We start from the raw sequence: 26,922 nt of genomic DNA, 5'->3' as shown, positions 1-26,922 counted from the left end.
TATAGCCTGACTATTGATGGGTTCATAATCTAGGTTTTGTGATTATCACAAACCACTTTATGGCTTTCTTCAAGTCAGGCTATTTTTAGGCGCTCTAATTGGGTTAAGCCCATGCAAAGGAATAATAATAATTTATCAGGTGGCTTATGTTTGTTACTCACTTCCAGAAGGCGATTACATACATTAGAGAAACTCAGGAAATAGCTTTATTTGCTACGATGGCTGATGCAAGGCTATCCGCAGCATTTAGAGCTTCTCCTTTGTTTTATATCATTTTGCCTTTTATTGGTTTTTTACTAACTGTAAGTGCCTTAATCAATGGGTATCACCTCGCAAAAGCCAGCAATCAAAATGTAGATCGGTGGTTACTTTTCGCTGTTTCAGCTGTTTGTGCTGTTTTAGCAAGTATCTCACTTTATGGGGCTGCAATATCAAAGATTTTTGATTTTAGCTTCGTAGCAGGCCCTTGGTTTTTCTTTAGTAGTTTAATGGTAGCATTGAGTCATCAGCTCATAATGTTTGGACTCAATTTATATAGGGCTTTTGAATCTCCCAAAGACAGTATTCAACGCATGCGTTATATGCAGGCAGCTTTAAGTAACACGTTTGCAATGGCCTTTTTAGCTGCGGCGTTAGGTGCAGTGGTTTTTGTATTGCTTTTTCCTCTGGCTCCAGCTGCAGGTACAGTTTTTTCAATTACAGCAGTTTTATTTACTGGTGTAGATTTATTGTGGCGTATGGCTCCATATTCTATAAAACAACTTATCAAAGGTTGGCTTAACCTGAGCAAACCTGATCTAACGCAAGACGCAATTGTGAATAGGGAAGCAATTAATCCGCAAAATAAGGTAGAGGAACCGAAACATTACCGAATGTTTACTTCTTGTGATTACAGTGCAGTCATTCGAACAATGGATAGAGGAGTAGCTAAGCTTTATCTTGTAGAGCTGATGCAAAACAAATTGAAACTATTGGAGCAAAAATTCAATTCCGGGAATGATAAAATAAAAGATAAGATTGAATTATTAAAAATGCTATCAAAAGAAATAGAACATTCCCAAGAAATTTCTAAAAAGGATGTAAGGGCTACATATCCTTTAGCTTTTCAGAGTTTTTGGTCTGAAACCGGTGAGGTGGAACAAATATTAGATGCAATCATTGCGTTTCAGAAGAAGCAGCAAATTGAGCAGTATACTCGAATAAGCCTAGTCATGGGATAAACACATATCTGCTGTATGTAACATAGATTATAATGAAGGTATCCCAAATGAGGATGAAGAAATGTGTGACGAAAAGCATAATCTCAGTTTAAGCATAATAGAACTTATCAGGTTAAAGTGATGGTTTGGGAAAATACTTTAAAAAGAATCAGTACTGAGACAGCTTTTAAAGCCGCTTTGCAGTGGGTAGAAAATCCTGAGAATTTGCAACTGGTTAATAACCAAATCAATTGTGTTTATCGTTTTGAGGCGGAGGGCAATAGATTCTATTTAAGAATAACTCATGAAAAAATTCGTCCTCAAAAAGAATTACTAGCTGCGATCGATTTTCAACAGCACTTGTTTCGGAATGAAGCCCCAATTTGTGAAGTACTTCCTTCAAAAAATGGAGCTTATATTGAAACTGTAATACAGGAGGAACTCCATTTTTTAACCCAAGTATGTTCTGAGGTACCGGGAACGATCATGCATTTCGGGTATCCGGATAAAAATGCATACGTTCATTGGGGGGAAGCATTGGCTCGTTTACATCGCGCTGCAGAGAGTTATAAAGCGAATGGCCATCATTTTAGAAATTGGCAGGATTTATGGAGCGAAACGGCGGGCTACCTGACTCATGAAGACTCAGCTATCCAGGATTTGTTCCAAACGATCGAGGAGCACTTCAGAAATTTTACAATAAATAATGTTAATTTTGGTCTCACACATGGGGATCATCGTCCAGGGAATGTATTGTTCGACGGCAAACAAATTCATTTTATTGACTTCGATGAACCCGTTTATCATTGGTTTATAGCGGATATTGCTAAACCTTTTTTAGATTTATGCGGCACCCCTTATTCTGAATGGGCTGAAAAATTTGCATGGATGATAGAAGGATACCAGCGGATCTTACCTATAGATGCTGGTTTATTACATGCAATTAATGATTTTAGCCAAATGAAAAGCTTGGAGATTTATCTTTGGTGTAAAAATAATTGGTATGAATCTACGGCACCAGGTGGAAAACCAAGGGAGCAGTGGCTCAATGAGCTAAGGCATATGGCATTTAAACCCTTATTTAAATTTTCAACTGAAGAACGCAATGGTAAAAAAATCAAATAAAAATAAAGTCTATGAAACTTATGATGAAATAATTGATTGGTATGATGCGCATCGCAATAAAGAGCTCATCATGGAGCAATTTTATTTGCAACAAATAAAAAAATATGCACCCCCTGGGGGACGTGTGTTGGATATTGGTTGTGGCACAGGAGAACCTATTGCAAAATTTTTAATAGAATCGGGTTTCGAATTAACCGGTGTTGATGCCAGCAAAAAAATGATAGACCGTTGTAAACATAACTTCCCACAGGCGCGATGGCTCTTAAAGGATATGAGGACAATGGAATTTGCTGAACCGTTTGATGTGGTCATTGCCTGGCATAGTTTTTTTCATTTACCACAAGCTGATCAACGTAAGGCCTTGAATTTATTTTCTTCATTAGTCAAAACCAACGGTCTATTGCTTTTTACTACCGGTCCTGACGCTGGAGAGGTTTGGAGTGACAATGGTGGCCATGATTTATACCATGCTTCACTGGATGCTAAAGAATATGGAAGGATTTTGCATGCGAACCATTTAAAGATATTGGTCCATAAAGTGAGTGATCCAGATTGTGGCGGAGCTACGGTGTGGCTTGCCCAGAAGAATTAATAAATAGGTAACCTGGGTGAGGGTATGCCATAACCCAGGATTTAAGAAGGTATTTCTAAACTACAATTATCAGTTACTTAAACTGCAAACTTTCTGTATTTGGGGATATCAAAGAAGAATTGTTATTCACTAGAGGGTCAAAGAAAGCTTGGTCAGTTAATGAAAGCACAGATTGAGATTTTGATTGTTTTAGATTCTCCATTTCTTTAACTATCTCTGGATCTTGAGGTGCTAATCTCTTTGCTACATTGAGAGATGCTTTTGCTTTTTCCCAATTTTTTTCTAATCGATAACAACAGGCTATATTTAACCATGCATCCGCTTTATCCTGTTTGTCCTCAGAGAGGTCAATTAGTTTTGCAAACGGAGCTCTGGCTTCAGCATAATTACCTTGTTTAAATAAACACATACCCATTTGATTGAGTGCGGGGATATGAGTTTGGTCCAACTCAAGAGCTGCTAGGTATAATTCCTGTGCTTTTGCATATTCTTGGTTCTGATACAGATAATGGCCAAATTGTGCATAACATTCAGTAAGATTTTCTGTGATTGCACTGTGCAGTAATTGGTCATTTTCATGGCAGTGAGCTAGAGCTTCAAGATAATAGTGAATTGCATGATTAAACTGTTTGTTTATCATTTCTGCTAGACTGTTCTCTTCCGATAATTTCTTCAGTAGCTCGATATACTGTTCATACCAACTTGCAATAGAATGCAAAAACATAGGATTATTACTACATAATTCCAGAGATGATTTAAGCGCAATTTGAGCATCACGTAATAAAGTAAGACATTTTTCTAAATTGAGCTCAAGGTATTCCTGAGCTTGCTTCATATAAAGCAAACCTAAATTTTGTCGTACGGATGCGCAGGAAGGATCAATCTCTATAACATTTAAGTAACAAGTGATGGCTATCTCGTCCTCATTGTCAGCGGCATAACATTGTCCTAACAGATCAAAAGCATACGATTTATTTGGCTCGTCTTTTAAATCCTGAGTTAATTCGATAAATTTTTTTAAAAAAAATAAGGCTTCCTTTTTTTCATCGGCTAAAAAACAGGTTTTTCCTAAAAAAAAGTAGGTTTCGTGAACTTCGGGATTTTGTTCTATTGCTTGAAGTAAGAATTTTTTGGCTTGTGTAAGGTCTCCTTTATTAAGGGCTTCTACACCTTGTAAGTGGAACGAATTAAACATATTTACCCTCCTGTAGAGTAGTTAATTTTACGTCCCTATAGATCCAATCCAACTGGAGTGTAGAATATAATAAACAAATATTTTTTAATAGTAACCAAGCGGAAGCATTGATGACAATGATATAGTGCATGCCTATTTGATATGAGTAGTTGAAAAAAACTTGATTTGACACTTCATAGCCTATATGCAACTGATTCAGGTACAATGGTTTAGACGTTTTAAGTCCAAAGGAAAAGCCGCGAATGCAAACCAATCCTATTATTGAACTGAGTTTTTGGCTGACCAGAGAACGGGAAGCTGGAGCTCCTAATCCAAGCCACGCCGTGTTGTCGTCAAATTCATTAGAGGGTGTCCCACATAGTCGTGTCGTGGCTATTCGCGAAATTTCAGATGAAGGTATTTTATTTTTTACACAAAAAAATACTCGCAAAGTAAACGAGTTAAAAAATAATCCTGAGGTAAGTCTGGTATTCTGGCTGGAACTTTTGCAACGAGAAGTGATAATTGAAGGAAAAAGCCTATTTTTAAACCATGCGGAGAATAAACATTATTGGGATAGTTATCCGCGATGGTCTCAAATTCGCTTTTTAAGTTATGCACCTACGTCAATGCAATTGATTGAGAATAAACAAATAATAGAAAACAAGCGCCAGAAGATAGAAGATTCGTTTTTAAATAAAGCAATCCCTCTAAGTCCTGAATATTGCGGTGTTCGGATTCAGCCGAAACGCATGGTATTTTATTCTTACCGACAAGACGAACTATCCGATGTTTGGGAGTATGTAAAGCGTAATGAATGGAATTTACAACGCTTATCCCCTTAAAACCTAGGTGAATTGCTTAATCTGAGTGAGTGACCTGCTACATTAAGTTTAAAAATTTAATAATTGTGCTAGAAGAACATTTTGATTTTTATTTGATCTGAGGGGGTATTCTCAACTAGAATTTGCCTGTTTTTTAATTTAAGGAAGAGTATTATGAAAAAACAAACTTTTGTTAGCAAATCGCAACCCTCATCTCCCCGCAATTACGAATCTCCCCAAACCCCCAGAAGCAAATCCCGGCCTTCCTCGCCACGAGAGATTAATGTTCCTGATTCTCAGGGAGAAATAAAAGTAGGTGACCCTCCCCTTATTGACGAATCAATTAAAGAGAAGAATGGGTCTTCAGAGACGTCCGCGGGTAAAGGATCAATTACCCAGGCTTTAAAATTCTTTCGAAGTGGAAAATCCACATCCTTCCCAATCTTACCCTCCGTCACTCCTCAAGCCCCTCCTTCTCATACTCCACCAGCGATACCTTTAGCGCTCAGTAGTGAAATAATAAAAAGTAAGAAAAAAACGGCTAAGGTTTCAGAATCTAAAGAGGTAGAGGTGCCCGTATTAAAAAAAGTCGAAAGTCATCGAACTGTGTTTGGTGTGCTTAGCCTGGATAATTTAATTTCAGAAGAAAAGTACCCCGAGTTATATCGTCGAACGATCGCATGTATCGTTTTAGCGAAGCATTACAATGCCTATATCGAATCGTTAGCTGAGTGCCAGTGGTACACAGCAGCAAGCTTAAAGTCTATACACACTGAAAAAGCTCAAAGACTCCTTCAACATGCGCAAGGTGAGCAGGTGAAACTAATAAAAGAGCTTTGCCAAATACTTGATAAAGCATTAACTGTGTATTTAATAGAGACAAGTGATAAGGCAGGGCAAGTCGATAAATTTTGTGATTTTTTAAGAGAACGTATCGATACCGTAATGGGGCTCACACAATTTGATAATTACCCATTCGTCAAAGGTCTTTCTTATAAAGACAAACGTCATTTTTTTCCTAAAGAGATAGATTGTAATTTAATAACAATGAAGAGAATCCAAAAGAAAGAATATGAATTAAGAGCGGAAATTCAAACAGCTGCCTTGGATTTCTTGCAAACAGAACAATTTAATGAACCCCTGGCAATAATTTTACCGTTTTTGGCACATTATGTGAATGTTTATCATGGGCCAGCATACGTTAATGCCTTAGAGAAATTAGGTCACTCAATAGTTCAGGTATATGATTATTTGGAGGAGCTACGAATCAAGGAGGCTACTTTTGACTCTGCTATAAAAAATAAATTTACTCCTCCTGGATTTATTAGCTTTAGTTCCTTGTTACCGAAGCATGATGAGTTTCGGAGGCTTCTCATAAGTCAAATAAGTTTGATCTTAAAGCAGAAGGATTCTAAGCCCACATGTTCTTCTTCTGAGACAGACTTTTTTATTTGCAAGGATAGTGAATTTCTTTCAGCGATAAAGAATGAAATTTCTTCTTTTACAAAAGGATTTAAAAAGACCTATAAAGAGGTTCCAAAAAATCTGCCAAAATTGGCACAAAAAATTGCTGAAAAGATGTTAGAAGCGAATGCAACCTTAGAGCCTCAAGAAAACCAGGAAAAGGTTGAGTCTCGGGTTTTGGGCTGTTAAACCTATTTCTTTAAAAATCTGAGGGATATTTTACTTCAGCAAGCATAGCAACTCTCTTCAAGACAGTTGCTCCTTGCTGAAATATAAGAATTTACACGAAATGATGAATATTGAATTCATACCTATTCCAAAACCTCATCAGACTGTTTCTCCTGGTTTTCGGGTAAAAAACCACCAACCTGGGCATCCCATAAGGTTTTATACAAACCACCTTGTTTGAGTAGTTCACTGTGAGTTCCATCTTCAACAATATGTCCGTTATCGAATACTAAAATACGATCCATGTGGAGAAGGGTAGACAAGCGATGGGCAATAACCAAAGTTGTTTTTTCTTGCATTAGTTGCCATAAACTATCTTGAATATTCGTTTCGGTAATGGAGTCAAGCTGCGAAGTGGCTTCATCAAGCATTAAGATCGGGGCATTTTTTAATATGGCTCTTGCAATTGCAATGCGCTGGCGCTGACCGCCGGAAAGCTTAATTCCCCGCTCTCCTACTAATGCACTGTAGCCTTCTGGCAATTTTTTAATAAACTCATGAGCATGAGCTTTTTGGGCGGCATCAATAACTTCCGCCTCGGTCGCATCAATCTTTCCATAGCGGATGTTATCCGTCAAGCTTCGATGAAAAAGCGTTGGATCTTGTGGAATCATAGCAATGGCTCGTCTTAAACTTTCTTGGGTGACCTCTGTGATATTCTGGCCATCGATGAGAATTTGACCATCCACTACATCGTAAAGTCTTAATATCAGATTAATAAAGGTTGATTTGCCACTTCCTGAATATCCAACTAATCCAACTTTCTGACCCGCTTTGATAGTCACTGACTTATTTTGAAATAGCGAATATGTGCCATGATAATGAAACTTAACCTTAGAAAACTTTATTTCCCCCTGAGGTACAATTAATTCCAATGGGTTGTTTTTATCCTTAATTTCATGAGGTATAACCAAGGATTTTAAACTTTGCTTACATTTACCCTGAGCTTGGTTAAATAAATCCACTTGGAACATGGTGTACCACATCATATGCCCCAACTCCATTGATAGTCCGATAATTAAAGCAAAATCTCCAATACTTATTAGTTTTTTGCTGTATAAATGGATTAATGTAAATCCTGCCACTCCCATCATCACTGCAATCATGGCGCCTTGAACACTTCCTAATAACATAATGAAACGTTCTTTTTTCTGAAAGGCCTCTTGGACCCGCTCAGAGTAGGTGTTCATGCGATTTATTTCATAAGTCTTTTGTGAAAAGATGCGGATATTTGATTGGTTACTTAATGCATCGACCAACTGGCCAGAAAGCTGAGACTCACTGCTTGCATGTTTATCAGACAAGAGCACTAGTCGTGTTGACATCCAAATGCTAAATGATGCAAAGGCAATGAACCAAATCAACAAAATATAAAAAAACAGGGGGTTGACATAATAAGCTGTGATAAACGAAACGATCAGTAACGAGGCTCCCCGAATGAAATCCACAGTTACTCTATGAAGTATAATTTCAAGATTATCTGCAAGTGTTGTAATTTGATCCGTAATTCGCCCTGATAAGTTATCTTGAAAAAATTGATGAGAAGAACCTAAGACATAATTAAAAGTTTGGCTAATAACTTCATTTTTGATGAGCGTTTCAAACTTGTAATTTAGATAACCAATTGTTCTCCAGGTGATATTATCAAACACGATAAAGTTCAAAACCAATAATCCTGCTATCCAATAAAGATAGGAGGTATCAATGCTTTGCTCAGATGCTAACGCGTTAATGAAGGATTTAATCAATAGACTATTAAATGGACCCCAAAATCCAGCTAAGATGGCTATGAAGATAAATAAAACAACCATTTTACGATACGGTTTTAAAAAATGTCCTATAAAAGATCCTAAATGGTTCGGTAAATTGGTGTTGTTCATTTGCTAACTCCCACAGCATACCAACGGTCGCAGTGAACGTTCAGTAGTATCGACTTATCTGTTTCACTACGGATAATTAGTTCAACCAAATTCATAGACATAGGTTACAAATAAAGGGTTCAAAATCGGATCTAGGAGAATAGACAAGACTTAAACATCGAAGTTGAGTTCAGTTTATAGTTTATGATTTACTCTTAAGTTTGCCCTTCAGGGCAGTAAAATAAAAAGTCAAAAAAGACTATGTTCACATTCTCCTATGGATGAACGTTTTAAGATGTAGTGTTTATGACGCTCTAAACCTAATTTTTATTGGCCTTTTAAACTAAATTTACATCTTAATGTAAAACAATTGAACAGTCAATGGTGTTCATGCAAAGTTTTTGTTCCTGATCAGTCTCATTTATATCGATGAGGGATAACACCTTAGTAACCGGGTGAAGCGACGTGACTCATTGAATTTAGCTCGAGAGTCAATTTAAAACTTCGCTTCACCCATTTCATTATTAGTTATATGGCTATACTGTGAAATGAGATTCAACTTCATTTTGTTCAACTAATCGCTCATTTGCTTGCATTAAACCCTTGAGACAATCTTCTGTTACTCTTTGATAATCATCAAAACTTAATTGGGTATCAAATAGTTTAAATAATTGTTCAATAATTTCTTGAATTTCTAAGCCACGAAATGAAATATTAGAGGGCGCCTCAGAAGCAAATTGCATTCTTAGATGTCCAATCAATCTTTCATGAGGAACATCAAGAAATGAACGAATAAACGGTTTCAGAAGTGGAGCATAGGTTTTTGATAATAAATTTTGTTTTTCTAATGCTTCAAAATTTGATTGTGTTCCTACTCCACATATAAATAAAAGAAACTGCACTGCCACCTTAACCACTGGATTAAATTGTTTGTCTTTAAATACAGGGCTTTCTTTTTTTAATCGAACAGCTGCTAATAATAAGGAATGAGCGATTTTCTCTAAAGATTTTTCAGTTTGTTTCAGTTTTGAGTAATGGTCATGTCGATCAAAATACATCTTAGACCATACTTGAAACTTATCCAGGAATGTTTTGCTGTCTTCAATATAGCGTAAGGAAGGTTGGGGAGCGCTAGGGATCATCATCTCAGGTTTTTGAGGAGTTTCCATGGGAGCTGAATTCGACGCCGCTACAATTAATGCAGCTAAACCATCCCATTCAGGCTTGAAGTATTCACTATTTGAACCCGGTTGTAATGGAATTTGATCTGCTGGGCTAGATTCATTCTTGTTTGCTACGGTTTGCCTCATTTTCTTTCTTAATGGTGTAACTACCGGACTTTTCTCTTGAGAAGGTTCCGAAACAGTTTCAGAAAGCTGACGTTTTGCGGTTGGATTTCGTGGTAGTTTCTCTAATAAATCCCTTGCCTGCTGGAGTCCCATTTCAATTGATGAGTAGAGGTGGTTGTTTATTGAAAGTTGAGCTTGGTGAGTCCTATCTTTATATTTACTTTCTAAAATTCTTTTAAACTTAATGTATTCATCAATAATATTTGTTAGCTCTTTTCTGATTGAAGCAACATTTGACATATTATTTACTTCTTCTTTTTGAATATAAAAGAGCTGCATCTCCGCTTTAAGTAATTTAATCTTATGGAGATGAAAATTAGCTTTTAGTATGTGCTCTGAGTGTATTTCATTTAATTGAGAAGGGTGGAGCAATAAATAGGAATCAATAATTCTTTGAAAACAATGATTCGCTTTGTTTAACATAATAAGCGCGTCATTAAGGTTGGTTGCTTCTTTATTTTCATAAGCATAATGGATATAGCTGTAGGCCATAATTAATAAAGCATCATTGTTTTTCGCAAACTCAAAGGTTGTGATAGTTTTATAGAGTTTATCTAGATATTTATTGGGTATGGCTTCGAATAGTTCAATATTGTTAGCTAATAACTGAATTTGATTTGTGTCGGAAACAAAATTGTTAAAATTAGTAAGTATCTTTTTATGTATTTTTGTAAGTCTGGACATGGGTACACCTTAATATGTTTTAATGTAAAAAACAGCACGAGGCTTTTACTATTAATTTTTCGTGGCGAATTATGATTGAGAATGATTAAAAAAACACTAAAAAAATGGCATTTTTTTGAAAGAGTGTGCAATAAATGAATAAATTCAGGTTGAATTTTAAACCCAACCTGTTTCGATGGTTACATTCCTGAGTAATTGGGTCCGCCCCCTCCTTCCGGGGCATGCCAAACAATATTTTGTCGAGGGTCTTTGATATCGCACGTTTTACAGTGGATGCAGTTTTGAGCATTAATTTGCAATCTTGGGCCTTGCTCTTCCTCAATAATTTCATATACCCCTGCAGGACAATATCGGCCCTCTGAAAATGCATAAGTCTTTAAATTAATCTCTATTGCCAATTGTGGTTTTTTCAATACGAGATGGCAAGGTTGATTTTCTTCATGATAAGTATTCGATAAAAAAACAGAGGACAACCTATCAAAAGTAAGCACACCATCAGGTTTAGGATACTCTATTTTCTTTGCTTTTTTTGCTGGAAGTAAAGTCGTGTGATCGGCATGATTTGTCAGTGTCCAAGGGGAATGTCCACGGGTAATATATGTTTCAAAGGCGGCATTGATCAAGCCAGGAATTAAACCATATTTAAACCCTGGTCTTATATTGCGTACCGAATAGAGTTCTTTCTCTAACCAGGATTTTTTGATTTTTTCTGAATAGCGGGTTAATTCAAATTGTACTTTACTTTCTTGTTGTAAAGCTTCGAAGCATGCTTCTGCTGCAAGCATTCCTGATTGCATTGCTGTATGTATCCCTTTAATTTTAGGGACATTAAGGAATCCTGCTGCATCACCAATTAATGCTCCTCCCGGGAAGGTGAGTTTGGGTAAAGATTGCCATCCCCCTTCATTAAGTGCGCGTGCCCCATAACTGATTCGTTCGCCTCCAGTTAAAATAGGTTGCACCAAAGGATGGGTTTTGAAACGTTGAAGCTCTGCAAATGGATTTAACCATGGATTTTTATAGTCCAAACCCACTACAAAGCCAAGGGCAATACGTTGTTTTGATAAGTGATAGATAAATGAACCACCGTAGGTTGAATAATCCATTGGCCATCCCACAGTATGAATCACTTGCCCGGGCTTATGGTGTTCTGCTTTGACCTGCCATATTTCCTTAATACCCAACCCATAGGTCTGGGGATTTGCTTTATCCCTCAGGTGGTAACGTGTCATTAGGCTTTGGCTAAGTTGTCCACGACATCCTTCAGCAAGCAGAGTTTGCTTAGCTAGTAAATGCATCCCGGGTTGATAATTGTTTGTTTTCTCTTTATTTTTATCGAGACCTACACTCCCAGTTGCAACGCCAATCACTTGATCGTGATCATTGTAAAGCGCTTGAACTGCAGCAAATCCAGGGTAAATTTCGCAACCCAGAGACTCTGCATGTTGGGCAAGAAACATGCAAAGTTCACCCAGACTAATGATGTAATTGCCATCATTATGCATGGGCTTAGGAGTAGGGAGCTTATAGTAGTTTTTTTGAGTTAGAAAATAAAACAGATCTTCGCTTACAGGAGTATCAAGTGGTGCCTCTTGCCAGACATTAGGAAGTAATTCTTTTAGGCTTCTCGGTTCCAGAACCGCCCCGGAAAGAATATGAGCCCCAACTTGTGCCCCTTTTTCTAGTATACAAACAGATAATTCCTTTTTTTCAGCTAAAGCCAGCTGTTTTAATTTAATCGCGGCAGATAGTCCCGCCGGTCCTGCACCGACGATGATTACATCAAATTCCATGGTCTCGTGTTCCACACGCGCTCCTACTGTGATTATAAAAAGATAAAATAATCGCTTTTCTATGCGCTAATATCAAGATTTATATTTAAAATTAATGTACTTTGGAGTGGGGAGACGCGTATTGAAAATGCGGGATGGTTTATATTGCATTTTTAGGGTGTGCATAACGCGTCAGCCTAGCTTAAACCATACGTTAAAGAGTATATTGATAACCATCATCACAACCATCGGTTGTTGCTGAAACTGCTGTGGCGACTGGACGGCTAAAAAGCGAAAAAATGCTATGTGGAATACTGAGAAGGGCAACCAACACACCTGCTCCCGTCCCAAGAAGCATTAAACCCGTTAGGGCAAGACTGTCTGTAGCTCCTTCTAAAGCAGTGTTACGGTATTCGGCACTCATCATTATAATTGATAAAAGCGCGAGTAACATGCATCCAACGAAGTAGCACGCAGCCACAACTGCAGTAAATGCCATAAGTGCACTACCCAGTGAAGAAATTAAAGGATACCAAACCGGTGCTAATAATTCTCCCGCAAACTCCTGGCCATTTTGATACGGAGTAAAAAAACCAGGACGTTCTCGATATTTACTTGTTGTTCGCTCAATAATTCCTGAAAGGTAATTTTCATCTCCTGCTTCATTTTTTAAATCCAGTATTTCACAAATTTCATCCCAGCCAATTAAATTTAACATAAAATCCTCTCGGTGATTGAGCTTCGGGCAGAGTATCCAATTTTTTTAATAGAGTCAAATAGTTAAAATTTATTCGTGCAGTTGCAATTTGATAAGTTTCTGCGCAATCGCATTTGACAATCTTTTGGGCAGAATGAAGAACTTAAGATAACAGAACCCAACGAAATAGGCTAAACTGATTGTAGAATATCCAAAGGGAGTTGTTCATGAAAACCGTACTCTATTTATTGCTTCTTAGTTCTTCCACGTTGATTTATGCAGATAATAACTCGTCCATGAACGTTGATGTGAATGATCCGAGTTTTGTAGTAACGTTACCCGCAAACCCAACCACCGGATTTCAATGGTCGATTGTACGCTTCGATAAAAATTTATTAACACTACGTAGTAGCAATTATGAAAGACCGAAAACTAACCTAATTGGTGCGGGTGGACAGATGCATTTTACCTTTACTCGACAGAAGGGTAAAAGCTATCCCGAAAGTACGGTTATTGTTCTTAAATACGCGCGTTCTTGGGAACCGGATACGGCTACGTTGAAAAGTATTCAAGTAAATTTTGTTAAGTCTAATGGGAATTAGATATCCTGGCGCAGCACGGTCTAGCATAATAAAAACCAGGGTTACTCTGCGCCGCACCAGCCTACTAATGTTATCCTTTTTTATATTTAAATGGTAAATATCTTGGTTCCCAAAACATATCTTCGATAAGTTTTTCTAAATCAGCATCCTTATTTTTTTGCGCAAGCCCTGAATCGATAGCGCAACGTGCAACCGCAACGGCAATTTCTTTAGCTACGGTTTGTGCATCATCTAAAGAGGGTAATAAAGGTAAATAACTTTCTTTTTTACTGGGCGCAAATTTACATAAAGCATGTGCTGCGGCCAGGATCATTTCTTTTGTTAGTTTTGTAGCGTTTACCGCGAGGACTCCCAATCCTATTCCAGGAAACACCAATGCATTATTGCATTGGGCAATTTGTACCATGCGATTATGATATTCAACTGCAGGAAAAGCTGTACCGGTAGCAATTAGAGCTCTACCTTGACTCCAGTTTAGTATGTCTGAAGGTTTAGCTTCGCATTTTTCATCTGGGTTAGACAAAGGAAAAATAATAGGGCGCTCACAATTGACTGACATAGTTTCAACGATGTCTTGCGAGAACGCTCCTGGTTGCGCAGAACAACCAATAAGTACTGTGGGTTTTACATGTCGTACAGTATCCGTAAGAGAGGGATGTTGTTTTTCATTAATAGCCCATTTATTTATTTCTTTGGGATCCCGCGCATAGCATTTTTGTGCTTCGGTAAGCTCGGGATCAGTATTGAGCAATAAACCTTGACGATCAATTAGCCAAAATCGTTTATAGGCTTCATCTGGGCTAATCCCCTCCCGTACCATCGCATCAATAATTTGATCGCTTATACCAGTTCCTGCTGATCCAGCACCAAAAACTACAATACGCTGCTCATGAAGCTTTGAACCCGTTACATCACAGGCAGCTAATAAAGCAGCTAATGTTACAGCACCAGTACCTTGGATATCATCATTGAAAGTACACAATTGATCTTGGAATTTTTCCAAGATGCGTCGGGCATTACCTCGACCAAAATCCTCCCAGTGTAAAAAAGCATTGGGAAATTGTTTGTGTATCTCATGAACGAAAGTGGAGATAAACTCATCATATGCTGCTGGACTGATGCGAGGATGACGACAACCTAAATACATAGGGTCATTGAGGAGATCTTGGTTGTTTGTACCTACATCAAGAAATATCGGTAAGGTGCGAGTTGGTTCAATACCGCCGCATAAACAGTAGACCATCAGTTTGGCAACTGGAATATCCATCCCTCCGATCCCTTGATCACCAATACCCAAAACTCCTTCGCCATCAGTAACAACAATCACATCAATTTCTGGATTAGAACGATTTTTTAATATTTCTTCGAGTTGATTTTTATCTGAATGCGAAATATATAAGCCGCGGGGTTGGCGGTATTCATGACTGAATCGTTTTACCGCAGTCCCTACTATAGGGGTATATATTGTAGGTAACATTTCACCTAAATGACGATTGATTAATTTGTAGAATAAGATCTGATTCTTATCGTGCAAATTATTTAAATAGATATTTTGTTGTAGACGTGTTGTATAACTGGAGTATTGTAAATAAGCGCGCTTGACTTGTTCATCCAATGTTTCAACCCGATGTGGTAGCTTTCCTAATAGGCCAAACTCTTTTCTTTCTTCGTTTGTGAACGCCGTACCTTTGTTCAACTGAGGAGTGGTAAGAAGTGGTTTGCCGCAAAGAGAAGTTTCTATATATTGTTCTCCTGTTTGGGGATCACGTAGCAATTTAAAATCAAGCATGGGTCTCTCATAAGATGGCGTTAGCAGTTGTGTAATGATAATATCGGTTTTTTGTAGTTTACAATAGGTTGCTTATGAATAAATGTTTGATAGCACTATGGGTCATTTTCGGATTAACCTCTTGCTCAGCGAAAAATGAACATTATTACAAATCACATCCTAATGAATTGCAACAAGCGATCAAAGCTTGTCCTGAACGACAACCACAGGGTATGACGTGTAAAGAATTAGAAGTGCTTGCCAATCGTATGAATAAACTAGCATACCAGTTGCAACTCAGTCCCCAGGGTTTTGGGAAAAAAATTATGGCCTTACAAGAGACGATTATTAAAGAACAAGCACAATTAAAAGCTGAAAATAACAATGCAAATTTACAAGCCAATTTAAACCAAAATAAACGCGACTTAGCTGACCATTTAGCAGTGGTTAGATGGTTTGAATCACCTACGAGTTAAAAATGAAAGTACTAATAAGTAATGATGATGGGGTTTATGCACCTGGAATTAATAAACTAGCCAATGAACTATCGACTTTCGTATCAATTGAAGTAGTTGCTCCAGATAGAAACAGAAGTGGCGCGAGTAATTCTTTAACTTTGTCACGTCCAATCAAAGTCAAAAAATTGGATAATGGCTATTATAGTGTTGAAGGAACCCCAACTGACTGTGTGCACCTAGCAGTAACTGGTTTTTTGGATACTGAGTTCGATATGGTTGTTTCTGGGATTAATGATGGGGCTAACTTAGGCGATGATATTCTTTATTCAGGCACAGTAGCTGCAGCCATGGAAGGTCGTTATCTAGGATTGCCTGCCCTGGCGATATCCATGGTAGGGGAGAATATCCAGCATTATGATACGGCAGCGACAATTGCGAAACAGTTGGTGATGAAGTTAAGTAAACATCGCTTGCCTTCCCAAACCATTTTAAATGTTAATGTTCCTAATCTGCCCTTGGACAAAATTAAAGGGATGCAAGTAACTCGTTTGGGAACGAGACATGGCGCTGAGCCTGTAGTAAAAGATCAGGATCCCAGAGGACGCCCAATCTATTGGATAGGTTTGCCTGGGGCGGAAGCTGATGCCGGACCTGGAACTGATTTTTATGCAATAAGCGAAGGGTATGTTTCAATTACCCCACTTCATTTGGATATGACGAATTACAAATTGTTCGATCAATTAGCTAACTGGCTCGATGGGATCAACATTCAATTTGCTTGAGGTAATAAATGATAGTCACATTTTGCAAAAGATTTTTATGTCTTTTCCTCATTATAACTTTAGTAGGTTGCGGAAATAATTTAGCTCCCGTTATGGAATCTAGATGGAATCCATATTGGCGCCATCAAAAAGTGTATGTCGTGAAACGGGGAGACACCCTGTTTTCTATTGCATTTCGCTATGATACTGATTATATAACTCTAGCTCGCTTGAATCGTATTAATCCCCCTTATTCTTTGAGAGTAGGGCAAGTCATTAATTTGCGAGGCATTACTCCAAGACATAGACAAATGGCCCGTCGGCCAACTCAAAAGAGAAACTATTATATTGCACCCAAAACACCAGCACGGCCTGCTGTAATTTATTCTCCCGCAAATCGATATGCTCGCTCTGCTTCGGGTTGGATTTGGCCTGTGAGCGGACGTGTTGTTGCATCATTTGTTCCTGAGCAAGGTAAGAAAGGCATAAATATTGCATGTAAAAAAGGTGAGCGAGTAATTGCTGCGGCGAGTGGTGTGGTCGCTTATGCTGGAAGTGGTTTAGCTGGTTATGGTAATTTGATTATTATTAAACATAATCAGGGATATTTAACTGCGTATGGTAATAACTCACGAATTATGGTTTCTGAAGGACAACATGTAAGAGCAGGACAAATTATTGCAATAGCGGGTGTTATAGATCGCAAGTATACAGGTGTACATTTTGAAATCAGAAGGTCGGGTGTACCCGTCAATCCTTTGAATTATCTACCAAAAGGTTGACAGATAACTTATAGTTATAGCAACAATGATATTTTTATGAAGTATAATGTAGTTATGGATTAAATATTTCAACATAACGAAACACTATAGGTGAAAAACAATGCACGAGGACGATGAGTCAATTAAAGAACCGGAACTTAAGGATGAAGATTGGTCTGAACCAGACGATGAATCGCTCTTAATAGAGGAGGACATTGATTCGCTTATTGAAAAAGGCGAAGAAGAAGTCTCCGAGTTTCCTGATTTTTCAGATGATATCGCGTTCCCTTCATTTCGGGGCAAAAATGCACAAAAAATGATGGATGCGACCCAGCTTTATTTAAGTGAAATTGGATTTTCTCCTTTGCTCAGCGCCGAAGAAGAGGTGCATTATGCAACTCTTGCTTTAAAAGGAGATGTTGCTGCTCGTAAAAAGATGATCGAATCCAATTTGCGTCTCGTAGTTAAAATTTCACGTCGCTATCTTAACCGGGGTCTACCTCTTCTTGATTTAATTGAAGAGGGAAATTTAGGCCTAATGAAATCAGTCGAGAAGTTTGATCCTAAACGTGGTTTTCGATTTTCAACTTATGCTACATGGTGGATTAGACAAACCATTGAGCGTGCTATTATGAATCAGACGCGCACAATCCGTTTACCCATACACGTGGTAAAAGAATTGAATGTATATCTTAGGGCTGCAAGACAGCTCACGCAAAAACTAGATCATGAACCCTCACCTGAAGAAATTGCAGAAATGGTAGATAAACCATTGGAAGATGTACAAAAGCTGTTGGGTTTAAATGATAAAGTAACTTCTGTTGATACACCCATTGGCTTTGATGAAAATAAATCATTATTGGATACTATTGCTGATGAAAACAGCGTGAATCCCGCAGAGCTTCTAACTAACGAAAATTTACGTTTACATATAGAATCTTTATTGGATAAGCTGACTGAAAATCAACAACAAGTTATTGCAAGAAGATTTGGTTTAAGAGGGTTTGAAAAAGCCACGCTTGAAGATGTAGGTAAAGAAATTGATTTGACTCGAGAGCGCGTTCGTCAAATCCAAGTTGAAGCATTGAAAACATTGCGTGGCTTATTGGAAAAAATGGGATTAACGCAGGAAGATTTGTTTTAAATTTTAATGAAAAATCTCAAAGCTACTATTTTAGCCTGGTAAAAATGAAGGAACTGCTTCATTTTTACCAGGCTAATTTTTTATGTCATAACAAAAAGATAAGGAGTAGTTGTAATGAAGAAAATGATTTTATTGATTTTAGTTGTTTTAACATCAAGTGTTCGTGCAGAACAATTAACCACATTTATGGATATCGCTGATACAATCTCCCAAGGGAAAAAAATTACTTTAGTTATGAATATTCAAGAATGCAGCTCACAAAAAATGCCAGTGAACTCTGTAATCGCCTCAGTACAACCAGCTTCTTTTCTTATTATTGATAACGATCGAATTACTACTTCAATAAAGCATTTTACTTTGGATAATCCTATTGCGCGCGGTAATCCCATCTTTGAATTTGTTAAATATAATATTCATTCAGATGGAAGCATTTCTATAAAAAATACTGTAATGGACGCTGGGAATTTTAAACAACTTGCAACGTATCAGCTTAATTGTACTTTAAATAAAGGATTTAAAGTTTTTAGTTGAGAAACAATTGCCTCGTGAAAGTTTGTTTATACTATTACCCTGGGTTAAGGCTTTGGCCTTTCACCCAGGCTACAAAATTAGGGGTATTTAAAATTTGCTTTAAGTCCTTTCCAGCAATCAGTATAATCTTTTTGCATTTGAGGAATACGCATTGCTAGCTCAGTAACCTTCCATGCATCTCTGGTTTCAAACATAAAAGCCAAGGTATTCAAGTACAATTCAGGCTCTAATTTTTGTGCTATCGCTTGTTCATAACTTACTTGGTCGGGTCCATGGGGTGTCATGCAATTATGAATACTTACTCCGCCGGGCAAGAACCCTTCCTTTTTAGCATCGTATTCACCACGGACAAGACCCATGAGCTCATTCATATAATTTCGATGGTAATAGGGAGGTCTAAATGTATGTTCGGCAACCATCCAACGAGGAGGAAAAATGACAAAGTCTAAATTCGCTACACCGGGTGTATCACTTTCGGAAGTTAATACGGTGAAAATGGAAGGATCCGGATGGTCAAAACTTACTGTATTTATAGTATTAAACAAGCTTAGATCATAACAATAAGGGGCATAAGTACCGTGCCAGGCAACTACATTAAGAGGGGAGTGATCACATTTAGCTATCCATAATTTATTTTGGTATTTGCAAATAAGAGTTGCTTGCGTAATCCCTTGTTCAAACGCTGCAACGGGATATTGAAAATGCCGTGGATTAGCTAAACCATTTGCACCTATAACTCCTAACGGCGGCAGAGTAAGTGGGCTACCACTATTTTCGCATAAATATCCCTTTGTTTCGCTACCAATGACTTCCATTTTGAATTTAACACCTCGAGGGATAACAGCTATCATGCCAGGGCATATATTTAATTTTCCAAACTCAGTGTGTAGGTTTACTTCCCCAAGATAAGGAACAAAAAGCATTTCTCCGTCATTATTGGCAAAGTATTTATTCTGCATAGATCGAGTACAGTGATAAACGTATGCATTCACATGTGGGCTTCCGGCAAGATGAAACATGCCGTCAACAAAATCAAAATCTTCTTCATTAAATAGTTCAATTGGGGACCACCGTAAGGGATTTGGAGATTGTTCCGCATAATAGGGTTTAAACAGCTCCATTTCATAGGCTTGATAAGTACCTTGAGCCACAGAAGGTAATATGCGATAAAGCCAGCTATGTAAGTTATTCTGTCTTGGACGAGTAAAGGCAGTTCCACTTAATTGTTCCGCATAAAGACCTAAGCTACAGTGTTGTGGTGAATTTTGGCTACTGGGTAAAGCGCCTGGAACTGCTTCAGTTTGATGATGATTACCAAATCCCTGCAAATACACTGTGATCTCCTTTAGTATTTATGGTTCATTGAGTAGCCTTGGTGGAGCGCAGCAGAAACCAGGGAAACATAACTCTAGCGTTAACCTAGGGTTCACGTGCTTCACCCAGGCTGCATTTATTTTCGATAGCTTAAAAACGTAATGATGGTGGCTACTATAGTCTAAAAAAGTTAAAAATGTCGAGTCCAAATGTAAGTTAAGTTATTCTTTTTAACAAAAGAGCATGTATAATTTATACAAAATTAAATATGGTTTTGAGGTAGTGTATGGCAGGTCATAGTAAGTGGGCAAATATTAAATTCCGTAAAGGAGTTCAAGACGCAAAACGTGGAAAAATATTCACTAAGTTAATTCGTGAAATTACCGTTGCGGCTCGTATGGGGGGAGGAGAGGAGTCTTCTAATCCAAGATTAAGGGATGCAGTTAAAAAAGCGCTTGCTGCAAATATGAAGCGCGACACAATTGATAATGCCATCAAGCGCGGTGTAGGCGGACTAGAAGGCGAAACAATGATGGCTATGCGTTATGAAGGCTATGGGCCAGGAGGAGTTGCAGTCCTCGTGGATTGTTTATCTGATAATAAAAATCGAACTGTATCCGAAGTTCGTCATGCTTTCACTAAGTGCGGCGGCAATTTGGGGACCGATGGTTCAGTATCTTATCTCTTTAATAATCAAGGAGAGATTCTTATGGCCCCGGGACAGTCTGAAGAACAGATTATGGAAATTGCTCTAGATGCTGGCGCCAATGATGTTTCTGTGGATGAGGGTCAGATTGAAGTAATTACTCCTGTAGAAGCGTATCATAGTGTATTGAATGCGCTAACAGAAGCAGGTGTGGATATTGAGCAATCTCATTTAACCATGCGTGCACAAACTTTAGTTTCTATCGATGATGAATCAGCAGAAAGCCTCTTGAAATTAATCGATATGTTGGAAGACTTAGATGATGTTCAAGAAGTATACAGTAATGCTGAATTCTCAACAAAACTCTTAGAATCCATGAACTAATGACTATTATTTTAGGGATAGATCCCGGATCAAGGATTACGGGTTACGGTCTGATAAAAGAATCAGACCGTAAAATCGAGTACGTTGATAGTGGGTGCATCCGTACAACTCCGGAGGGTGAGCTAAGCCAAAAATTATTGCAAATATATAATGGTATTTGTCAATTAATGGATCATTACTCGCCTACTGAAGTAGCTATCGAACAAATATTTATGCATGAAAATCCAAACTCAGCTCTAAAATTAGGGCATGCACGTGGGGTTGCTATGGTTGCTGCTGCATCTCATCGTGTTAAAGTGAGTGAATATTCGGCTCGAGAAATAAAGCAAATGGTGGTCGGTTACGGAGCTGCAGAAAAAGCACAAGTAAGTCATATGGTTGTGCATTTGCTTGCCCTTAATAAGGCGCCACAGAAAGATGCTGCCGATGCATTGGCCATAGCGATTTGCCATAGTCATATGCGTCATAATTTGTCCTCAGTAATTGGACGTCGAGGATTAAGGAGAAGAAAGAGATGATTGGTTGGTTGGATGGACAAATTATTGATAAACATCAACCAGGGAAATTGGTTCTTAATGTCCATGGTGTAGGATATGATGTCGAAACCTCATTAAATACCTTTTTTCAGCTGGATAGTTTAAATGGCTCAGTCGGGTTACATATACACACTGTAGTTCGTGAAGATGCCTTGCTTTTGTATGGTTTTTTGGAGAGACAAGAGAGAGAGCTATTTAGAGCGTTAATTAAAGTCAATGGTATTGGTCCAAAACTTGCTATGTCAATTCTTTCCAGTATTACTCCGCATGAGTTTGTTCAATGCATTCAACAAGAAAATGCTTCCATTTTGATGAAGTTACCTGGCATAGGCAAAAAAACCGCGGAGCGTTTGGTAGTTGAAATGCGCGATAGCATGAAGCAGTTTTCTGGATCCACTTCGGTTTCCCCAAATAAATCAATTCCTATAATGAGTGGTCAAGATGAGGCAGTGTGTGCTTTAGAAGCATTGGGTTATAAGCCTCAGGAAGCATTAAAAGCAGTTAATAAAGTCAATGATAGCTCTAAAAGTTGTGAGCAACTTATCCGAGACGCATTGCAAGTTTTAGCAGCCCGCTAACTAATTGCATGAATTGGAACGACATTTTATTCATTCTGATGCGATACGCACCCGATTAAACCTTATTTATTTTCTTGGACAGGTATAAAGAATCTTACAATTAAGCCTGTTCCCTCTTTAGGGGTGTCAAGCATAAGTCTTCCCCCATGCAATTCGGAAATTTGCTGGACTATTGCTAAGCCAAGACCACTTCCTGGACTTTTGTTTCCTAAGACACGGAAAAAACGCTCAAACACACGTGATTGTAATTCAGCTGGAATACCTGGTCCGTTATCACAGACCTCAAGCATTATTTCATTATTCAATTTTGCCAAACGTACGATGATTCTTCCATGCGCATTACAGTAGCGTATGGCGTTATCAACAAGGTTACGAATTAATATCCCTAAGGCAGTGGAATTACCATAAACAGTTAAATTTTCTGCGTCACTTTCAAATTCAAGATCGATTTGTTTTTCTACTGCAGCTGGTGCAAGCATAGCAAGTATTTCGCGAGTTAATCGGCTTAAGTTAACTTCATCTTTCTCGTCCATGTGCGCTGCTTCTGGTACAAGTCGGCTCATTGTAAGTAACTGTTGAACGATGTGGGTACTGCGATTAACACTTGCAATAAGCTTTTGTAGTGCCTGATTTTTTTCTTCAATATCATTAGAGTGCAACGCAACCTGAGCTTGTGTTTTCAGGGCGGCAAGTGGGGTACGTAGTTCATGCGCTGCATCTGCAGCAAACCGTTTTTCCCGTTCAAATCCTTCTTTTAACCTGAAAAACAATTTATTTAATTCATCAATTACGGGTTTAATTTCTTCTGGAACTTCATGCAAATCAACCGGTTCAAGATGGCTGGGGGCGCGGTTAGCTACTTCCTCTGCAACCTTATCCAGACTATCCAAGCCTCGTCCAATAATAATCCATATTAATAAGCCAGATAATGGGAATGTTAAAAGCATAATATAGAGGTCATCTTGAGCAATTCTATGACCTAGTTCATTTCGTGTATCGTAGCGCTCAGCTAGAACCGTACGAATTCCTGCTTTATCATTGTACGTAGTGAAGACACGCCAATCTTGAGTGGATATTTTTTTATCACTAAAGCCGTCAATTTCAGAAGTTAAAGGAATTTTGGGGGCTGATGAGGAATGCAATAAGAGTTTTCCACCATTGGTCCAAACCTGAAAATTAAACTTATCCAGATAATTTTCCGGGGGCTCTTCATTTAGAAATCTTTTTTGATAGTAGGTGTCAATCTTTTGAGGAATTGTTTCAAGGGCTTCTTGAATTTTCGCGAGAGGGCGTTGATGGAGATCATCACCTAGTAATGCTTGATACGAAAGTGCCGAAACGGCCATTAAACTATCCAAGTGATCTTGAATATCCTTTTGATCAAGATAATAGTTACCTATAGCAGTTAATGTGGTCGTTATAGTAATGGCCAACAATAGATTGATTAGAAGAAACTTTCTTATAGAAGATTTCACGATACAGCAATACCATCATTTTTTTCTGCCATATATCCTACACCTCTAATTGTTCGAATAAAATTGGCATTAAGTTTTTTACGTAAATTATGTATATGAACTTCCAGTGCATTACTATCTACATCTTCTTCCCAACCATATATACTTTGCATGAGCTGTTCGCGTGATAAAACCTGACCGCTGTTTTCCAGAAGTTTCTGGAGTAATGCAAATTCTCTACGTGGGACATTAACTAAAACATCATCAACGAATACCGAGTGTGCTGCGGGATCCAGAGTTATATTTCTGTATTGCAGAACGGAGTCAGCCCGACCTTGTGAGCGTCTGACCAGTGCTCTGATTCTCGCGCTAAGTTCATTGAGATCGAAGGGCTTAATTAAGTAATCATCTGCTCCGCTATCCAATCCTTTCACACGATCTTCAACTGATTCTCGGGCAGTTAAAATAATAACCGGGGTCGGATTGCCATCATGACGTATACTTTGTAATAATGCGAGTCCAGATAGCTTGGGTAATCCCAAATCTAGAATAATTAGCTCAAATGATTCAGATTTTAAAGCAGCTCGAGCTGCTTCCCCATCTTTAAGCCAATCGACAATATAACCAAATTGGGTTAATCCGGTTTTTACCGCATCACCCAGTAATTCGTCGTCTTCTACTAGCAATAGTCTCATTCTTGCTCCTATTGTTTTTCAAGGCCAGTCTCATCCATGTGTTTTGTTAGATAAAAAGCTTGAATTAGTACAAAAAGCAGAGTAAAACCAACCCCACCAAATAACTTAAAGTTCACCCAGGCATCCGTATTAAAATTATAGGCAACGTAAATATTTACGGCTCCCATTAAAATAAAAAACAATACCCACGCTGTATTCAGTCTATACCAGATCCGTCCAGGTAGCGTTACATTCGCTTCCATCATTTTTTGGATCAATGGTTTGCTGCCAATGTAACCTGAACTAAAAAAGACTAAAGCTGAGAGCCAATAAATACCGGTTGGCTTCCACTTAATAAACCAGGGATTATGGAAAAAGAGAGTAGCTCCTCCCAAAATCATAATTATTGCAAGGCTGATAATATGCATTTTTTCATAATGCTGGAATTTTAATCTGTAAAAAGCGACCTGACTCACAGAGGCTATCATTGCAATAGCCGTCGCAGTATAGATACCAAAAAATTTGTATACTATAAAGAATAAAACTATAGGAAAAAAATCAAATAGTAATTTCATATAATTTAATGCAATAAAATAAGTTACTTTCAGTATAACACAAGTTTTTGTGCTCACCTCCTTGCTTTATACTAGAAATGCAAAATAATTGTTAGCAGAAGGACATTATGTATTGATTAAAACGATTAGTTCAGTACAAGAACAGATATCGATGAGAAGTCATAAATTCCTTTTGAATTTATAAATTAATTAACCCACTAATATCTTTTGTCCACTATATAAAGGCTCATTCCGGTTGAGGCCAGGGTTTAATGCCATAATACGTTCTATTTTGGTTCTATGTTGTTGAGCTATAGTGCTGAGGCTATCGCCCTTTTTTACAATGTACTGAATGGGTTGGACTACTTTTTTCCAAATTATAAGTTGTTGGCCTTTTTGCAATGATTGGTTGTTTGCTAATTTATTCCAAATTTGAATGTCTTTAGCACTGACGTTATAAGCTTTTATCAGGGTTTGATAGGTCTCATTTTCTTGAACAATGTGAATTACACGTTGATTTTGCGGCATAGCTATTTGATGCGGCACTTGTTGGACAGGAGTAGAGGGCTCTTTTCTAACTATAACAGGAGCGTTTCGAGTGCTCGGAATTAAAAGGAATTGATTGGGCGCTACATGATTGCTCCTGAGTTGATTCAATTGTTTTATTAAATTCACGGTCGTATGATAGCGAACAGCGATATTATCCAAGTTGTCACCGGGTTGTACTATGTGTTTTTCCCAGCTAACCCGTTTTTCTGCAGGCAGATTAGCTAAGTTAAAATTAAATTGATGCACTTTTTCCGCAGGGATAAGTAATTTAATCGGTTTGTTTGGATCGGTAGTCCAACGGTTAAAACCAGGATTTAATTTGATTAATTCTTTATAGCTGATCCCTGCCATTTTGGCCGCATGGTTTAAATCAATTGGACTTCCAATATTTACTTCCACGAAGTAAGGGAGGTAGGGTATCTCAGGTAGCGTCAATTTATATTGTGCTGGACTTTGAATTAGTTCAGCCAAGGCGAGAAGACGAGGAACATAAACTTGAGTTTCTCTAGGCACACTCAAATCCCAAAAACTTAAAGCGCGCCCCCCTGTAGCTTTTATGGCTCGGTCTATAGTTCCTTCACCTGCATCATAAGCTGCTATGGCCAATACCCAATTACCATTGAAGAATTTATTAAGATAGAGAAGATAGTTGAGCGCAGCATCGGTTGAGGAACTAACACTACGTCGCGCATCAAACCACCAATCTTGTTTTAATCCTAAGCCTGCACCGGTTTGAGGCATTAATTGCCATAGTCCAGCGGCACCTGCAACAGAATAAGCAAACGGGTCATAAGCACTTTCAATCATAGGTAACAGGGCCAACTCTCCAGGGAGATTTCTCTTTTTTACTTCATAAATAATATGATAAAGATAGGGTTCAGATTGACGACATACTTTAGTAAGAAAGCCCGGATGAGCTAAAAACCAACGGATTTGCTCCTGTACTTCAGGCCGCGATGTTTCATGGTTTAAGCTAAATTGGGCGCGCAACACTTCCCATGAATCAGCCGCTGCAAACGCTAGAGTATCATTAGTAATACCAAAAAAAATGAGTAGGCAGAATAAAAAAACTTTTGTTTTGAAAAGCTTAAATATCAATGATAATTACCGATGAATAAATTGGTTACTGAGTTTACTAAAATAAACCTCAGGATTAAACCCTTCACTGAGAACGCAACTAATCCTTTTGATAATTATTTAGATGCATGAAACAATCGAGCCTGTTTCGCTGCAATTTTAAT

25 protein-coding genes are annotated in these 26,922 nt (G+C 38.1%); 14 read left to right on the top strand and 11 right to left on the bottom strand.

The genetic code is table 11. The annotated features are described in order from the left end of the window. Positions 1-146 precede the first annotated feature (146 nt). The 3 genes from ACWTE2_RS31530 (at position 147) to ACWTE2_RS31520 (ending at position 2,916) form a co-directional block, all read left to right on the top strand. Positions 147-1,220 carry a hypothetical protein gene (locus tag ACWTE2_RS31530; protein ID WP_454785860.1) on the top strand — a complete coding sequence of 358 codons (1,074 nt, stop codon included), beginning with the start codon at positions 147-149 and terminating at the stop codon, positions 1,218-1,220. Positions 1,221-1,340: 120 nt separating this feature from the next. After that, a complete protein-coding gene (locus tag ACWTE2_RS31525; RefSeq protein ID WP_454785859.1) occupies positions 1,341-2,324 on the top strand; it encodes a phosphotransferase enzyme family protein in 984 nt (327 codons plus the stop codon). Then, positions 2,305-2,916, top strand: a complete 612-nt coding sequence (locus ACWTE2_RS31520) for a class I SAM-dependent methyltransferase (RefSeq protein ID WP_454785858.1) — start codon at positions 2,305-2,307, stop codon at positions 2,914-2,916. Before ACWTE2_RS31525 ends, ACWTE2_RS31520 begins: the two co-directional genes overlap by 20 nt. A 73-nt stretch (positions 2,917-2,989) precedes the next feature. Here the strand turns inward: ACWTE2_RS31520 and ACWTE2_RS31515 are convergent, their stop codons facing one another. Continuing rightward, the gene (locus ACWTE2_RS31515; protein ID WP_454785857.1) at positions 2,990-4,111 is read right to left on the bottom strand and encodes a tetratricopeptide repeat protein; all 1,122 of its coding nucleotides are present in this window, start codon (positions 4,109-4,111) and stop codon (positions 2,990-2,992) included. 242 nt (positions 4,112-4,353) lie between these two features. On the opposite strand from ACWTE2_RS31515, the gene ACWTE2_RS31510 reads away from it, so the two are divergent. Together ACWTE2_RS31510 and ACWTE2_RS31505 are read left to right on the top strand one after the other, a co-directional pair. Beyond that, entirely contained in the window at positions 4,354-4,935 is a 582-nt protein-coding gene (locus tag ACWTE2_RS31510) for a pyridoxine/pyridoxamine 5'-phosphate oxidase (protein ID WP_454785856.1), read from the top strand. A 153-nt stretch (positions 4,936-5,088) separates the two neighbouring features. Further along, entirely contained in the window at positions 5,089-6,567 is a 1,479-nt protein-coding gene (locus tag ACWTE2_RS31505; protein ID WP_454785855.1) for a hypothetical protein, read from the top strand. A gap of 122 nt (positions 6,568-6,689) precedes the next feature. Here ACWTE2_RS31505 and ACWTE2_RS31500 read toward each other — a convergent pair whose 3' ends face one another. From ACWTE2_RS31500 to ACWTE2_RS31485, 4 genes are all read right to left on the bottom strand, one after another. Beyond that, a complete protein-coding gene (locus ACWTE2_RS31500) occupies positions 6,690-8,486 on the bottom strand; it encodes an ABC transporter ATP-binding protein (RefSeq protein WP_454785854.1) in 1,797 nt (598 codons plus the stop codon). A gap of 515 nt (positions 8,487-9,001) precedes the next feature. Continuing rightward, positions 9,002-10,498, bottom strand: coding sequence for a hypothetical protein (locus tag ACWTE2_RS31495; protein ID WP_454785853.1), 1,497 nt, complete (start codon positions 10,496-10,498; stop codon positions 9,002-9,004). A gap of 179 nt (positions 10,499-10,677) precedes the next feature. Continuing rightward, a complete protein-coding gene (locus tag ACWTE2_RS31490) occupies positions 10,678-12,306 on the bottom strand; it encodes an electron transfer flavoprotein-ubiquinone oxidoreductase (protein ID WP_454785852.1) in 1,629 nt (542 codons plus the stop codon). A 178-nt stretch (positions 12,307-12,484) separates the two neighbouring features. Then, positions 12,485-12,988: a hypothetical protein gene (locus ACWTE2_RS31485; RefSeq protein WP_454785851.1), complete on the bottom strand. Its 504-nt coding sequence runs from the start codon at positions 12,986-12,988 to the stop codon at positions 12,485-12,487. A gap of 206 nt (positions 12,989-13,194) precedes the next feature. Here ACWTE2_RS31485 and ACWTE2_RS31480 point away from each other — a divergent pair, with 206 nt between their 5' ends. After that, positions 13,195-13,569: a protease inhibitor I42 family protein gene (locus ACWTE2_RS31480; RefSeq protein WP_182393288.1), complete on the top strand. Its 375-nt coding sequence runs from the start codon at positions 13,195-13,197 to the stop codon at positions 13,567-13,569. Between the two features lie 70 nt (positions 13,570-13,639). Here the strand turns inward: ACWTE2_RS31480 and ACWTE2_RS31475 are convergent, their stop codons facing one another. Then, a complete protein-coding gene (locus tag ACWTE2_RS31475) occupies positions 13,640-15,358 on the bottom strand; it encodes an NAD-dependent malic enzyme (RefSeq protein ID WP_182393289.1) in 1,719 nt (572 codons plus the stop codon). 74 nt (positions 15,359-15,432) lie between these two features. Between ACWTE2_RS31475 and ACWTE2_RS31470 the strand changes: the two genes are divergently transcribed. The 5 genes from ACWTE2_RS31470 to ACWTE2_RS31450 all read left to right on the top strand — a co-directional run bounded on the left by ACWTE2_RS31470 (position 15,433) and on the right by ACWTE2_RS31450 (position 18,992). Beyond that, positions 15,433-15,813 (top strand): hypothetical protein, encoded by a 381-nt coding sequence (locus ACWTE2_RS31470; protein ID WP_182393290.1) that lies wholly within the window; start codon positions 15,433-15,435, stop codon positions 15,811-15,813. Positions 15,814-15,815: 2 nt separating this feature from the next. Further along, positions 15,816-16,577, top strand: a complete 762-nt coding sequence (surE, locus tag ACWTE2_RS31465) for a 5'/3'-nucleotidase SurE (protein ID WP_182393291.1) — start codon at positions 15,816-15,818, stop codon at positions 16,575-16,577. Positions 16,578-16,585: 8 nt separating this feature from the next. Next, positions 16,586-17,338, top strand: coding sequence for a peptidoglycan DD-metalloendopeptidase family protein (locus tag ACWTE2_RS31460; protein ID WP_454785850.1), 753 nt, complete (start codon positions 16,586-16,588; stop codon positions 17,336-17,338). Positions 17,339-17,438: 100 nt separating this feature from the next. Continuing rightward, positions 17,439-18,461, top strand: a complete 1,023-nt coding sequence (gene rpoS / locus ACWTE2_RS31455; RefSeq protein ID WP_454785849.1) for an RNA polymerase sigma factor RpoS — start codon at positions 17,439-17,441, stop codon at positions 18,459-18,461. Positions 18,462-18,575: 114 nt separating this feature from the next. Next, a complete protein-coding gene (locus tag ACWTE2_RS31450; protein WP_454785848.1) occupies positions 18,576-18,992 on the top strand; it encodes a VirK family protein in 417 nt (138 codons plus the stop codon). Between the two features lie 77 nt (positions 18,993-19,069). On the opposite strand, the gene hmgA is transcribed toward ACWTE2_RS31450, so the two are convergent. Next, on the bottom strand, positions 19,070-20,326 hold the full coding sequence (hmgA, locus tag ACWTE2_RS31445; RefSeq protein WP_454785847.1) for a homogentisate 1,2-dioxygenase: 1,257 nt from the start codon (positions 20,324-20,326) through the stop codon (positions 19,070-19,072). A 266-nt stretch (positions 20,327-20,592) separates the two neighbouring features. On the opposite strand from hmgA, the gene ACWTE2_RS31440 reads away from it, so the two are divergent. Genes ACWTE2_RS31440 through ruvA form a run of 3 tightly spaced genes read left to right on the top strand, consistent with a single transcriptional unit; the run spans position 20,593 to position 22,450 of the window. Then, complete coding sequence (locus ACWTE2_RS31440; RefSeq protein ID WP_454785846.1) at positions 20,593-21,336, top strand: YebC/PmpR family DNA-binding transcriptional regulator; 744 nt, start codon at positions 20,593-20,595, stop codon at positions 21,334-21,336. Next, complete coding sequence (gene ruvC / locus ACWTE2_RS31435) at positions 21,336-21,854, top strand: crossover junction endodeoxyribonuclease RuvC (protein WP_182393297.1); 519 nt, start codon at positions 21,336-21,338, stop codon at positions 21,852-21,854. Before ACWTE2_RS31440 ends, ruvC begins: the two co-directional genes overlap by 1 nt. Then, positions 21,851-22,450, top strand: a complete 600-nt coding sequence (gene ruvA, locus ACWTE2_RS31430) for a Holliday junction branch migration protein RuvA (protein WP_182393298.1) — start codon at positions 21,851-21,853, stop codon at positions 22,448-22,450. Before ruvC ends, ruvA begins: the two co-directional genes overlap by 4 nt. Before the next feature lie 62 nt (positions 22,451-22,512). On the opposite strand, the gene ACWTE2_RS31425 is transcribed toward ruvA, so the two are convergent. The 4 genes from ACWTE2_RS31425 to ACWTE2_RS31410 form a co-directional block, all read right to left on the bottom strand. Beyond that, entirely contained in the window at positions 22,513-23,925 is a 1,413-nt protein-coding gene (locus ACWTE2_RS31425) for an ATP-binding protein (RefSeq protein WP_454785845.1), read from the bottom strand. Next, a complete protein-coding gene (locus ACWTE2_RS31420; protein WP_182393300.1) occupies positions 23,922-24,599 on the bottom strand; it encodes a response regulator in 678 nt (225 codons plus the stop codon). The genes ACWTE2_RS31425 and ACWTE2_RS31420 overlap by 4 nt, the downstream gene beginning before the upstream one ends. 8 nt (positions 24,600-24,607) lie before the next feature. Further along, complete coding sequence (locus tag ACWTE2_RS31415) at positions 24,608-25,153, bottom strand: septation protein A (RefSeq protein WP_182393636.1); 546 nt, start codon at positions 25,151-25,153, stop codon at positions 24,608-24,610. A gap of 189 nt (positions 25,154-25,342) precedes the next feature. Further along, positions 25,343-26,776 (bottom strand): lytic transglycosylase, encoded by a 1,434-nt coding sequence (locus tag ACWTE2_RS31410; protein ID WP_454785989.1) that lies wholly within the window; start codon positions 26,774-26,776, stop codon positions 25,343-25,345. Positions 26,777-26,922 lie beyond the last annotated feature (146 nt).

It is taken from the genome of Legionella nigrisilvae, from assembly GCF_977063395.2.
The sequence above is the reverse complement of the archived record's forward strand: the minus strand, read 5'-3'. Positions and strand labels throughout refer to the sequence as shown.